Consider the following 12,139-nt stretch of genomic DNA (forward strand, 5'->3'; position numbering starts at 1 on the left):
CCCTCAGGCCCAAAACCTGGGGGCTCGACACTTCAGGCCCGACGCTTCAGGCCCGACACCTCAGGCCCGACACCTCAGGCCCGACACCTCAGGCCCGACACCTCAGGCCCGACACTTCAAGCCCGACACCTCAGGCCCGACACCTCAGGCCCGACACCTCAGGCCCGACACCTCAGGCCCGACACTTCAAGCCCGACACCTCAGGCCGACCCCCGAAGCACCCTCAGCACCGGTTCCAGTGAGCTCACCACGTCCTCGGCGCCCGCGTCGCGCAGGAGCTTCTCCTTGTAGGCGGTGCGGGCGTAGCCGAGGAAGGGAACGCCGGCCTGGCGGGCGGCCTCGTAGTCCGAGGGGGCGTCGCCGATCATCAGGGCGGCGGCGGGGGCGGCGCCCAGGGCGTTCAGGGCGCGGTTGAGGCAGTGCGGGTCCGGTTTGAGGTGGTGCAGGTCCTGGCCCCGGCCGTAGATGTTGGGGGCGAAGCAGCCTGTGAGATCCCGGCTCGCGAGGTAACCCGTGGCCGTGCGGGCCGAGTTGTTGGTCGCGATGGCCAGCCGTGCACCGACCGCGCTCCAGGTCCGGATCAGCGGGTCCGCGTACGCGGTGGGCCAGGCGGACGGCACCGCCTTGAGTTCCTGCTGGGTGAGGCGTTCCTCCAGCTCGCTCACCAGATCGCTGTGCGGATGGCGGCGGTGGACGGCGTAGAGGACGACCATCGGATCCGGGTGAACCTGTTCCTCCACGGTGAGCAGTCCCCGCAGCCCCTGTCGCTCCAGCCACTCCACCAGGTCCTTCGCCACGTCCTCCGCGGAGTGCCCCGCGAACAGCCGACAGATCGGCCCGTCGAAGTCGAAGAGCACAAAGCGAGCGCGTTCGATCACTTCCCGCAAGTTATCGGTCTCTGCTGCCACAGGTTCGGTCTGCGCCGTATCAGAAGTCACTAGGAGAGTGTCAGGTCCGTGGTGATGGTTTCCCAGAGGGCGTCGAACCACTTCTGGGATTGCTCCACGAACGCGGCGTCCCGCTGACCGGTCCTCTTCTCGAAGGAGAAGAGGAGGGACTCCGAGCCCACGGCGTCGTACATGTCCAGCATTCCGTCGGCCACCTCCTCCTCGCGCCGCATGACCATGTAGTAGGCGATCAAGGCCTCGACGCCGTTGAGCAGATACAGCTTCACGGGAGGGGTGAAGGGCAGGGCCCGGAACGCCACGCGTACGTCGATGCCGTGCGAGGAACGCAGGGCGCGCAGGTTGTGCTGGAGGACGTGGACCTGGGCGTTCCGCTGGGCGAGCCAGCGCTCATGGACCGGGTCGTCGTCACCGCGGCCGTCGACGGGGACCGGGAAGGCGAGGTTGATGTCCCGGGACGGGAGCAGGATACGGACGTCGATCGACTCCGGGAGGATGCGGCCCTCGTGGATCTGGCGGACGGGTTCGCCGAGCGCCAGCATCAGGGTCTCGGCGGTCAGGCAGGCGGCGTCGACCCGGACGTGCGGCGCGGAGAACGCGTCCGCCAGCCGGGGAGCCAGTCCGACCATCGTCGTCTGCGGCTCGTTCCGGGCCGAGGCCGGCGGCTCCGCGATCCGCGGGGGGCTGCCCTTGCTGACGTTGCTCAGCAGTCCGTCGTCCTGAAGCGCGCGCAGGGCCTGGCGAACGGTGCCCCGCTCGACACCGAACTCCTCTGCCAACTCGGCCTGAGTTGGCAGACGGTCGCCCGCCTTGAGCTCACCGGCCCGGATCCGATCCCGCAGGGCGTCGGCGATCTCCTGGGGCGAGAGCCTTCTGCTGCCGTTCACTGCAACGTTCTCCTGGGTCACGACCAAACGCTACAACTCTCGCCCATCTACGGGGAGTTGTTTGAAAGTTGTTTATGGCTACTAGCCAAGTGGGGACAACTTAATCAGAGTTGGTCACCAACTTGGCCAAGTTGGCGGAAGTTTTGCCTCCCCCACCCGAGTCCGTCACCGACTCACCCGGCCTCACCATCGCACACCCCAGAGGAACCACCACGCCACAGTAGAAGCAGGAGAACCGCCCATGCCCGCCATCGCCCTTCTCTCCGCCCTCTTCGTCGTCGGCTTCGACCAGTTCGTGCAGTGGCAGTACGGCACGACAGGCGTCATCGGCCTGCTGCTCCTCACCGTCGGCATCAAGGCGAAGAGCCCCACCTGCAGCTCCATCGGCGCGGTCGTCCTCGCCCTGATGGTCGCGGGTCCCGCCCTGTGACGTGCAGGGGAGAGTCGGTCAGCTCGAGAGCAGCAGCTTCGAGCTGATGGTCTCCCACAGCGCGTTGAACCAGAGGTGGGACTGCTCCACGAACGTGGTGTCCCGCAGCCCGGTCCCCTGCGCGAAGGGGAACAGCATGGACTGGGTGCCCTGGACGTCGTACATCTCCAGGTACTCGTGGTCCACTTCCTCCTCGCGCCTGGTCAGCGTGTAGTACGCGAAGAGTGCCTCGACCCCGTTGAGCAGGTACAACTTCACCGGCGGGGTGAAGGGGAGCGCGCGGAAGGTGACGTTGACGTCGATGCCGTGCGTGGCGCGCAGGGCGAGCAGGTTGTGGCGCAGCACCTGGCCCTGGGCGTTTCGGTTGGTCAGCCAGCTGCGCTGGAGCCGGCCGGCCGCCGAGGCGTCCACCGGCGCGGGAAAGGCGAGGTCGATGTCACTGCTGGGAAGCAGCACGCGGACGTCCACCCTGGCCGGTTTTATTCGGCCCGCGTGAATTTGCCGGAGGGGTTCGCCCATGGCAAGGGTGAGCGATATCGACGTCAGGCACAGCGCGTCGATCTCCACGTGCGGGGCTTCGAAGGCGGTCGTGATCCGGCCGCCGAGTGCCACCGTGGTGGGCTGCGGCGAGGCTTCCGGGCCGGTCAGAGCCCGTTCCAGGGTGTCGGCGACAGTCGCCGGGCTCCCTTTGGACACATTGACGAGCAGATGTTCCGACTGCAGGATGCGCAGCGCCTGCCGGACCGCCCCGCGTTCGACACCGAACTCGTCGGCCAGCTTGGCCTGCGTGGGCATGCGCTGCCCCGGCCGCAGCCGGCCGGACCTGATCCGGCTGCGCAGCTCGTCGGCCACCTCGCGGTGTGACCTCTGTGGCCGTGGTGACCTGTTCCGTCCATTGACGGAGGCGTGTTCCGGCTCCACGACCAAACACTACAACTTCGCGCCATCTTTGGGCAGTTGCGGGATAGGTGGTTATGAGTCGACCCAACGCGGAGATAACTATCAGTGAGTTGGTTGCCAACTTGCACAACATGGTCACACTTCCCGAGGGTTGGCCGCCACAGTCGTCCTCCCCAGGACCCCAAGGAGGGAACGTCATGCCGCTCATCGCCCTCGCCGTCGCCGCCCTCGCCATCGGATTCGAGCAACTCATCCAGTGGAAGTACGGGCCGCTGGGCATCATCGCGTTCGTCGCGCTGTCCGTCGGCCTCAGGGCCAAGAACACCACCATCAGCGGCATCGGAGCCGTCCTGCTCGTGATGCTGCTCGCCCAGTCCGGCTGATCGGACGCCATCGTCCGGCAGTCCGGCTGACCGGGCTCCCCTCCGGAGGGGAGCCGGGAGCTCGGTCAGTCCGTACCGCACCACCGCACCACCGAACAACCGCACGGCTACGGATGCAGTGCACCACCACGCACCGACGGAACCGGAAGGAGCACCCGCAGCACACCGCGCACCACCACACCGGCAGTACAGGCCACACCATTCGGAATCGGAATCAGAAGATGTCCGGGCACCACGGTCGCCTGGACGTGCGGAGCAGGGCGTCGGCGAAGACGGCGGCGCCCTCTCGTTCTTCCCGCACCCGCCCGAGCGCGGCGAGCCGCACCGCCGACTCGTCGCCCAGCCACAGGGCCGCCAACTCACCCACGTTCAGGGTGAGATCGGCGGTCGTCGTGGTGGGTGCGCAGGTCGCCCCGTCGGGCCCGGCCTCCAGGCGGTAGCGCCCGGCGGAGAGTCCGTCCCCGTCGGTGACATCCAGGACCAAGGTCCCGGACCTCGCGTACGTACGCGCCTCCAGAGCCCGTACGACGTCCAGGATCCGCACCCACAGCCAGTCCGCCTGGGTCGTGATGCGGGCGGCGCGCGGATCGGGGAGGAAGTGCGGGAGCAGGTCGTCGGGGGCGCGCCAGCCGGTCTTGACGTGGGCGATCCAGTCGATCGAGCAGAGGTACTGCCACAGGGCGCGTTCGGCCGCCGGGGTCACCGTGATCAGCCAGTTCACTTCCGCCGTGTTCAGCGGTTGCTTGACGTCGCCCCAGTTGTCGTCCGACTCGTACGAGACCAGGCCTTCGACCTCGCCGGTCGCCGAGCGGTACACGGCGTAGAAGGGTTCCTTCCACGAGTCGTCGCTCAGGCTCAGTGCGCCGGTGTTGATCTGCCACCAGCGCTCGTCGCGGTCGACCGTGCCCGGCTGGGTGCGACGGAGGCGGTCGTGCAGGTCCGGGCCGAGCTTGCGTACGTCCTCGCCGTCCACCAGGTCGATCCGGGCGCCGTCGGGCGGGCCCGACCAGCGGGGGTCCAGGCCCGACCTGGAGACGTCGATGGTCCACTCGGTGGCGGTGGTGGCCTGGCCGAAGCCGTACCGCCCGTAGATCGGGTACTCCGCGGCGATGAGGGTGGCGACCACGTCGCCGCGGTCCTTCGCCGCGGTGAGGTCGGTGGCCATCATGCGGGTGAGGAGGCCTCGGCGGCGGTGGGTGGGGGTGACGGAGACGTTGGTGATGGCGTCGGCGGGGACGGGGGTGCCGCCGACGGTGGTGAGCTGCTGCGGGAACGATCGGAAGGTGGCTACGACGGATGTCCCCCCGCTCGAACGAAGTCGAGAGTGGGGGAGGTCTGTGTCGAATGCGCCGAGGGTTCGCTGCGGGAGGATGATCGAACCGCGGTTGGTGATCTCCTGGTCCGATACGGCCGGGGAGCGCAGGAACCCCGTGTTCAGCGCGCGGATCCAGGCCGGGATCTCGGTCTCTGTGATCGTTCGTACGTCGATTTCTTCGCGACGGCTCATGGGTTCACGCTAGGGCGCCGAGCACGTCCTCGTCGCACCGTTTTCACCCCGGCCGCCCCTGCCCTCCCACAAGCTCTCGGCTTCGCTCGACCAGGGGGACCCCCATCATCTCCACTCGGGGGCTCCGCCCCCCAACCTCCGATCGGCCTGAACGGCCTCGTCCTCAAACGCCGGACAGGCTGAAAGATACGCGCCGGCACCCCTTCAGGAACGCGGGGAACCGCGCGCCCAGTCCCCCACCCACCCGCAGCCGAAGAACGCACCCCGGGGGGTCTGAGGGCGGAGCCCCCGGGGGGTCTGAGGGCGGAGCCCCCGGGGGGTCTGGGGGCGGAGCCCCCGGGGATGGGACGGGTAGGGGCGGCGGGGGCGAGGAACGTTCGGGGGCCGGGCCTAGAACACCGCTCGGATCTCGCCCACCTCAACGCCTCCGCCCGTCAGGGGAGCGTGGCCGATTCTGGAGAGGATCGGGGATTGCGTGCCCAGGAGGGACAGGGCGCGGGCGAGGACGGGGCCGAGTGCTCGGGTGGCGCCGTCGTCGATCTTGAAGGCGAGGGCCCTGCCGTCGGGGAGGGCCACCGCCTGGACGGCCTCCGCGCCCATCTTGGAGAGGGCACCGGGTATCTCGCGCATGAGCCAGGTGTCGGGACGGCGCGTCCCGGCGACGTACTCGGGGTGGGCACGCATGGCGTCGGCGACACGACGTTCGGCGGAGCCGGGGACGGCGAGGACGAAGGAACGGAAGGCACGGGCAAGGCCTGTGAGGCTGATCGCCATCAGCGGCGCACCGCAGCCGTCCGTACCGACCGCCGCCACCGGCTCCCCCGCCGCCTCCTCGACCACCGTGTGGATGAGCTGCTGGAGTGGATGCCCGGGGTCCAGGTAGGAGTCCAGGGGCCAGCCTCGCAGCGCGCACACCGCGAGCATCGCCGCGTGCTTGCCGGAGCAGTTCATGGTGACCCGGTCACGGACCGCGCCTCCGGCGAGATACGTCTCCGCCTCCGCCGGGTCCAGCGGCAGATCCGGCGGGCACTGCAACTGCCCGGCGTCCAGCCCGTGCTCGGCCAGCATCTTCTGGACGAGATCGCGGTGGAAGGCCTCCCCGGAGTGGCTGGCGGCGGCGAGAGCCAGCCGTTCGCCGGCCAGGTCCAGCCCCGCCCGCAGCACACCCGCCGCCTGCATCGGCTTGTTCGACGAGCGCGGGAAGACCGGCGCGGTCACCTCGCCCAGCGCCAGCTCGACCGACCCGTCCGCGCCCAGCAGCACCAGGCTGCCCCGATGACGCCCCTCGACGAATCCCGAACGGACGACCTCGGCGAGAACAGGCGGTATGAAGGGGTCTGCGGGGACGGCAGGAGCGGCGGCGGACATCGGCGGTGGCCTTCCATGACAGGGACCCGCCCGGTGATCGAACCGCGGCGCCGTACGGGAGGTCCCCCGACGGCGTATCCCCGGCCGAGCCCCACGACCGCGGCCCGGGCCGTTCCCGGGCGCGGCCGCCACGACCGCGGAACCGGGCGGAGCCATGGGGCCCGGCCCCGGATGTCCCGGACCGCCGGCGCCGCCGCAGCCGTCGCACGTGCCCCCGGGATCGCCGGGGGCCACCGCGTCACATGAGCAGGTCGTCTACTTGTGCTTCCCCATCACGGTACCTGCGGGCGATCTCGGCACTGCAATCGTCGGCGGTCCGCTGCAGGCGCTGGCGCCGCCGGGAGACCTGCTGCTCGTAGCGCACGAGCCGTCCCATCCCCGCGCCGAGCTCGTCGTCCGTACGTGCTTCCAGGTCCGACAGCTCCACCTCGGCGAGCATGTCCGCGGCCAGCCGCCGGTACTCCTCGCCGTACGGTGTGCCCACTGTCACATGGCGGGCCGACGAACGGTGCCGGGCCGGCGCGTCCCTAAGGATCTCGGGGAGCCGGTCGACGACCGACGCCTCACGGAAACCGGAGCCGGAACCCGCTCCCCTCCCCCCGGCCGGGCGCAGCCCCGGACTCGTTCCCAAGCCCGAGACCAGCGGCGATCCCGACGGCGCGGAGGGCGCCCGCAGTCCCCCGCGGCGCGCCAGCTCAGCCCGCAGGATGTCGATCCGCCCCTGGAGCAGCCGCCGTACATAGCTGAGGTCGGCCTCGTCGCGCTGCGCGTCGCGCCGCAGGGTCCGCAGTTCGGGCAGCCGCAGCAGGGGCAGTTCGGGCGCGGGCGGGTCCGGGGGCAGCGGACTGTCGGTGCGCTGCACGGGAGGACGATGAACCCCCGTACGACCGCCCCCCGCCCGCGGACTCGTACGGGTCAACGACACAGCCCCGGGCGGCTGCTGCCCGGTACTCGGTGTGCTCATGTGCCTCTACCGTCCCCTCGACCGGCGCGGTCCACCCCACGGTTGCACCGCAACACACGCATCGTGCCACCCCAAGTGGCCGCTATGTGACCGAGTGCCCCCGATCGGCCCCAGATGGGGGGGTAAGGAGCAAAAAGAAACCCCCAAAGGACCCCTCGAAAGAGGTCAGGGGATCACGCGCGAAGGCATTCAGCCCCGTGAAGGAGGGCTCCTCCCCGCACGGCATGATGGTTCCCATGCGTGCGGTGGTGCAGAGGGTGGACGGCGCGAGCGTCGTCGTGAACGGGGAACACGGTCCGGAGACGGTCGGAGCGATCGACGGCGAAGGGCTGTGCGTCCTCGTCGGTGTCACGCACGACGACACCAAGGAGAAGGCGGCCCAACTCGCCCGCAAACTCTGGTCCATCCGGATGCTGGCGGACGAGAAGTCGTGCTCCGACATCGACGCGCCGCTGCTCGTCATCAGCCAGTTCACCCTGTACGGCGACGCCCGCAAGGGCCGCCGCCCCACCTGGAACGCGGCCGCCCCCGGCGATGTCGCCGAACCCCTCGTCGACGAGGTCGTGGCCCAGCTCCGCGCGCTGGGCGCCACGGTGGCGACGGGCCGGTTCGGCGCGCAGATGCGCGTCTCGCTGACGAACGACGGCCCGTTCACCGTGCTCCTGGAGATGTGACCGGTCGGAGGCCCTACGGCTCGACCACGACCTCCTGCGCCGCCGCCGTCGTGTCCGCCAGCAGCCGCGCGTCCAGCGGCACGTTCCGCTTCACCAGGCCGAGCGCGATCGGGCCGAGCTCGTGGTGGCGTACGGAGGTGGTGATGAAGCCGATCTTCCGGCCGTCGGGGCCGTCGTCCGCGAGGCGCAGTTCGGCGCCGTGCGGCGGCAGATGGACCTCGCTGCCGTCCAGGTGCAGGAAGACGAGCCGGCGCGGGGGTTTGCCCAGGTTCTGTACGCGGGCGACGGTCTCCTGGCCCCGGTAGCAGCCCTTCTGGAGGTGCACCGCGGTGCCGATCCAGCCCAGCTCGTGCGGGATCGTGCGGTGGTCGGTCTCGAAACCGAGCCGCGGACGGTGGTGTTCGACGCGCAGCGCCTCGTAGGCCAGCAGCCCGGCCGGCGGACCGGCCTTCTCGGCGTAGGACTCCAGGTCCGTACGCGGCAGGAAGAGATCACGCCCGTACGGCGTCTCGCGTACGACCACGCCCTCGGGGACCTCGGCGATCGAACCGGCCGGCAGGTGCACGACCGCGAAGTCGTCCGTGCGGTCGGCGGTCTCGACGCGGTAGAAGAACTTCATCGACTCCAGGTACGCCAGCAGCGCGTCCTGGGTGCCGGGTTCCACGTGGGCCCAGGTGGTGGTGCCGTCGTCGACGAGGTACAGCGCGTGCTCGATGTGGCCGTGCGCGGAGAGGATCAGCGCCTCGGTGGCGCGGCCCGCCGGGAGGTCCATGACGTGCTGGGTGAGCAGCAGGTGCAGCCAGCTCAGCCGGTCCTCACCGGTGACGGCGACGACACCGCGGTGCGAGAGGTCCACGAAGCCGGTGCCGTCGGCGAGGGCGCGCTGCTCGCGGAACAGGTCACCGTAATGGGCTGCGACCTGTTCATCCACGCCTTCGGCGGGGACGGCGCCGGGCAGGGACAGGAGGGGGCTCTTCATATACCCAGCCTACGACTTGGTAGTTGAACTCTTGAGAGAACAGTCCTTGCACCGGCCGAAGATCGCGAAGTGCTTCATGTCCGTCTCGAAGCCGAACGTGTCCCGGAGCTTCGCGGTGAACTCGGCGGCGACCGAGACATCGGCCTCGATGACGTTCGTGCAGTCCCGGCAGACCAGATGGATGTGGTGATGCCGGTCGGCGAGATGGTAGGTCGGCGCGCCGTGCCCGAGGTGCGCGTGGCTGACCAGACCGAGCTCCTCCAGGAGCTCCAGGGTCCGGTAGACGGTGGAAATGTTGACCCCCGACGCCGTTTTCCTCACCTCGATGAGGATGTCGTCGGGGGTCGCGTGCTCCAGGGTGTCCACGGCTTCGAGGACAAGCTGGCGCTGCGGCGTCAGCCGGTAGCCGCGCTGCCTCAGGTCGCTCTTCCAGTCGGTGCTCACCACACAGGAAGTCTAGGACCATTCCGGGATTTGCCGACCTGAGGAGAGCCGCTGAACCGGCCCGACCACTTCCGGACTACTTGAAGAACGCGATTCCGTCGTCCGGCATGTCGTCGGGGAGGGCCTTGGCCCAGCGCTCGACGTCCTCCGGAGTGACGACCTTCTTCAGGTGCGCGGACATGTAGGGGCGCAGCTCGACCTCGGGGGTCTGCTTCTCACCGACCCACATGAGGTCGCTCTTCACATAGCCGTAGAGGCGCTTGCCGCCGCTGTACGGGGCGGCCGCGGCGGTGCGCGCCACAGCGTCGGTGACCAGGTCGATCTGCGGCTGCTTGGCGGCCAGGTCGCCGTACCAGATCTCGACGACGCCGTCGTCGCGGATCATGACGACCTCGACCTTGCGGTTGCCGTCGATGCGCCAGAAGCCCGACTCGGTCTCCAGCGGCCGGACCTTGTTCCCGTCGGCGTCGAGCACCCAGGTGCGCGAGTGGTACTCCAGGAAGTCCCGTCCGTCTTGGGTGAAGGTGACCTCCTGCCCGAAGTTGCACTTCTCGGAGCCGGGGAAGTCGTGAACGCCCGCACCGGCCCAGTCGCCGAGCAGGAAGGCAAGGGGAAGCAGGTCCTTGTGCAGGTCGGACGGGATCTCGATCATGAGCTCGGCAGTTCCTCGATGGGGGTCAGCGCTGGCCCTGGTACAGCTTCTTCACGGTCAGCCCGGCGAAGGCGATCACGCCGACGCAGACCAGGACCAGCAGGGTTTCGAAGAAGATCTCCACGGGGTGCTCCTCGGATGAGCGGGGTGGGCGGTACAAGAGCCGAGCCCCAGCTTAGTGGGCCGGGGCTCGGGGCTCTCTGCGAGGTACTCCTGGACGGTTCTCCGCGAGTTACGCCCAGGCGTGGTCAGCCGAGCAGCTGGCTCTGGAGGACCACCGTCTGCTGGAACGGGACCGCCTTCGCGGCGCCCTTGCGGGACTGCACGATCAGGGCGAGGGTGTCCCCGGCCGAGAGGTACGCCTGGCGGACCTGCTCGGCGCCGTACGGCTTGATCTCGTCGTACGCGTGACGGACCACGTCGTCGACCGCGGCGCGGTCCGGGAACCGGTCGTCGGCCATCGTCCGCTCGGCGCCGCGCACCGCGTAGTTCGGCATGTTGTAGCTGGTCAGCCCGGGCGAGTTCACCTCGTCCGCGACGACGGCCGAGTCGAACTGCAACAGGTAGATCCGGGTGTGCGTGCCGTCCGGCGTCGTCCAGCCGCGGGCCGCGATGTGCCGCAGACCGTTGTCGGTCAGCTGCTGCCCGACCGTCTCCCGGTCGTCCCGCGTGGCGTACTCCGCCAGGAACGTCTTCGTCGCCAGCCAGCCGTCCGTCCCGCGCAGCGCCGTGTCGACGTGTGCGCCCTTCGGGGCGGGCAGCACGAGCCTGCGCAGGTCGGCGTAGTGGGTGCCGGTCTTGTTCGACTCGGCGAGCGGGCGCGGGCTGCCGGAGGGCAGCGGCGGCCGGGTGATGGTCGGGTAGTCCCAGCGCCCGTCCGACTCCGTCGCCAGACCGGGTACGTCGGTACGGTCCATGCGGGTGATGCCGTACGCGACCGACGTGCCGACCGCCGCGAAGACCACGGTGGCGGCGGTCCAGCGCAGCACGGCCCGCAGCACCCGACGGTCCTTGCGCACCCGGGCCGGGGGCACCTCGGCCCCGACGGCCGTGGACGGCACCTCCGGGTCGACGACCGCGGCCGGCGCCTCGGGCGCGGATGACAGCGCGGCCTGCGCCTCGACCGGCGCCGTGGTCCCGCCCTCGACGGGCGTCGCCGCCGCGTCCTCGACGGAGCCCGTCTGCTCGGTCATACCGCCTCCCCCGGCTCGGCGATGCGGTCGAGCTGCTCGCGCAGCAGCATCGCGACACCCTTGGTGTCCAACGGCTTGGCCCCGTAGGCGGTCGCGCTGACCAGCACGTCGCCCTGGTAGCCGGAGCAGACCATCATGTCGAGCTTCTCGTCCTTGTCCTTGGGCGGCAGGAAGCACTTCGCGTTCTTGTGGCCCTTGATCTCCGGACCCTTGCGGAAGATCTTGAGGGCGTCGAGAAACTCGTTCTGGAACGTCGACATGCCCTTCACCGCCGCCTTGTCCTCGATCTGGGCCAGCTCGACGCTCATGGTGAAGGCGCTGTCGGCGTACAGCGTGGAGGCGTACCCGTTGGAGGTGCTGAGGTAGCTGCGCATCGCGATGCCCTTGGTGTGCTGCTTGTCGATCCGCTTCTCCAGCTCCCGCCGCTGGGAACGCGGCAGATCCCGCAGCGCCTCCTTGCGCAGAGCGGTGGCCTCGGGCCCGCTGAGCGAGGCGTCGGAGCCGAACTCCCCGATGTCCGGGCCCCGGCTCCAGCCCTCGGTGCCGTACGGCACGAGCATCGCGGCGAGTCCCGCGGGGGCCTTCGCCGACTTGGCGTCGTCGTGGGCGGCGTGCGGGAAGGTCCAGGACGGCGCGCCGGGGTCCCGGTCGGCGTCCTGGACGGTCACGACGGTGTAGCCGGCACCGCCGACGACGGCCGCGACGAGGAGCACGGAACCGGCGACGGCGGCGATGCGCCCCCGGCGGAGGGGCTTCTTGACGGGGGCGACGGATTCGGGCGCGGCGGGCTCGGGCGCGGACTCCACGGCGGGCTCGGGCGCAGACTCCACGGCGGGCTCGGGCGCAGACTCCA

14 protein-coding genes are annotated in these 12,139 nt (G+C 69.9%); 3 read left to right on the plus strand and 11 right to left on the minus strand.

Going from position 1 to position 12,139, the window contains the following annotated elements; all coding sequences use genetic code 11:
• Positions 1 to 200: 200 nt before the first annotated feature.
• Positions 201 to 989, minus strand: a complete 789-nt coding sequence (locus ABZ656_RS06335) for an HAD-IA family hydrolase (protein WP_101404280.1) — start codon at positions 987 to 989, stop codon at positions 201 to 203.
• The gene (locus ABZ656_RS06340) at positions 938 to 1,819 is read right to left on the minus strand and encodes a GntR family transcriptional regulator (protein WP_360265115.1); all 882 of its coding nucleotides are present in this window, start codon (positions 1,817 to 1,819) and stop codon (positions 938 to 940) included. Before ABZ656_RS06340 ends, ABZ656_RS06335 begins: the two co-directional genes overlap by 52 nt.
• 214 nt (positions 1,820 to 2,033) lie before the next feature.
• On the opposite strand from ABZ656_RS06340, the gene ABZ656_RS06345 reads away from it, so the two are divergent.
• The gene (locus tag ABZ656_RS06345) at positions 2,034 to 2,222 is read left to right on the plus strand and encodes a hypothetical protein (RefSeq protein ID WP_101404278.1); all 189 of its coding nucleotides are present in this window, start codon (positions 2,034 to 2,036) and stop codon (positions 2,220 to 2,222) included.
• A gap of 18 nt (positions 2,223 to 2,240) precedes the next feature.
• Here the strand turns inward: ABZ656_RS06345 and ABZ656_RS06350 are convergent, their stop codons facing one another.
• The gene (locus ABZ656_RS06350) at positions 2,241 to 3,149 is read right to left on the minus strand and encodes a GntR family transcriptional regulator (RefSeq protein ID WP_101404277.1); all 909 of its coding nucleotides are present in this window, start codon (positions 3,147 to 3,149) and stop codon (positions 2,241 to 2,243) included.
• Between the two features lie 170 nt (positions 3,150 to 3,319).
• Here ABZ656_RS06350 and ABZ656_RS06355 point away from each other — a divergent pair, with 170 nt between their 5' ends.
• The gene (locus ABZ656_RS06355) at positions 3,320 to 3,505 is read left to right on the plus strand and encodes a hypothetical protein (protein ID WP_360265119.1); all 186 of its coding nucleotides are present in this window, start codon (positions 3,320 to 3,322) and stop codon (positions 3,503 to 3,505) included.
• Positions 3,506 to 3,719: 214 nt separating this feature from the next.
• Here ABZ656_RS06355 and ABZ656_RS06360 read toward each other — a convergent pair whose 3' ends face one another.
• From ABZ656_RS06360 to ABZ656_RS06370, 3 genes are all read right to left on the minus strand, one after another.
• Entirely contained in the window at positions 3,720 to 5,012 is a 1,293-nt protein-coding gene (locus ABZ656_RS06360) for a GNAT family N-acetyltransferase (RefSeq protein WP_360265122.1), read from the minus strand.
• Positions 5,013 to 5,402: 390 nt separating this feature from the next.
• Positions 5,403 to 6,380, minus strand: a complete 978-nt coding sequence (locus tag ABZ656_RS06365; RefSeq protein ID WP_360265125.1) for an asparaginase — start codon at positions 6,378 to 6,380, stop codon at positions 5,403 to 5,405.
• Between the two features lie 238 nt (positions 6,381 to 6,618).
• Positions 6,619 to 7,344, minus strand: coding sequence for an AmfC protein (locus tag ABZ656_RS06370; protein WP_101404274.1), 726 nt, complete (start codon positions 7,342 to 7,344; stop codon positions 6,619 to 6,621).
• Positions 7,345 to 7,580: 236 nt separating this feature from the next.
• Here ABZ656_RS06370 and dtd point away from each other — a divergent pair, with 236 nt between their 5' ends.
• A complete protein-coding gene (gene dtd, locus ABZ656_RS06375; protein ID WP_101407999.1) occupies positions 7,581 to 8,018 on the plus strand; it encodes a D-aminoacyl-tRNA deacylase in 438 nt (145 codons plus the stop codon).
• Positions 8,019 to 8,031: 13 nt separating this feature from the next.
• Here the strand turns inward: dtd and ABZ656_RS06380 are convergent, their stop codons facing one another.
• The 5 genes from ABZ656_RS06380 to ABZ656_RS06400 all read right to left on the minus strand — a co-directional run bounded on the left by ABZ656_RS06380 (position 8,032) and on the right by ABZ656_RS06400 (position 12,116).
• Positions 8,032 to 8,997: a folate-binding protein YgfZ gene (locus tag ABZ656_RS06380; RefSeq protein WP_101404273.1), complete on the minus strand. Its 966-nt coding sequence runs from the start codon at positions 8,995 to 8,997 to the stop codon at positions 8,032 to 8,034.
• Between the two features lie 9 nt (positions 8,998 to 9,006).
• A complete protein-coding gene (locus ABZ656_RS06385; RefSeq protein ID WP_099921901.1) occupies positions 9,007 to 9,444 on the minus strand; it encodes a transcriptional repressor in 438 nt (145 codons plus the stop codon).
• A 73-nt stretch (positions 9,445 to 9,517) separates the two neighbouring features.
• Positions 9,518 to 10,093, minus strand: a complete 576-nt coding sequence (locus tag ABZ656_RS06390) for an FABP family protein (protein WP_075026947.1) — start codon at positions 10,091 to 10,093, stop codon at positions 9,518 to 9,520.
• A gap of 248 nt (positions 10,094 to 10,341) precedes the next feature.
• Positions 10,342 to 11,286, minus strand: a complete 945-nt coding sequence (locus ABZ656_RS06395) for a hypothetical protein (RefSeq protein WP_360265131.1) — start codon at positions 11,284 to 11,286, stop codon at positions 10,342 to 10,344.
• Positions 11,283 to 12,116 (minus strand): hypothetical protein, encoded by an 834-nt coding sequence (locus tag ABZ656_RS06400; protein ID WP_360265143.1) that lies wholly within the window; start codon positions 12,114 to 12,116, stop codon positions 11,283 to 11,285. The genes ABZ656_RS06395 and ABZ656_RS06400 overlap by 4 nt, the downstream gene beginning before the upstream one ends.
• Positions 12,117 to 12,139: the final 23 nt, after the last annotated feature.

The sequence above is a fragment of the Streptomyces sp. NPDC007095 genome (assembly GCF_040634475.1).
In the GTDB taxonomy this organism is placed as follows: Bacteria; Actinomycetota; Actinomycetes; order Streptomycetales; family Streptomycetaceae; genus Streptomyces.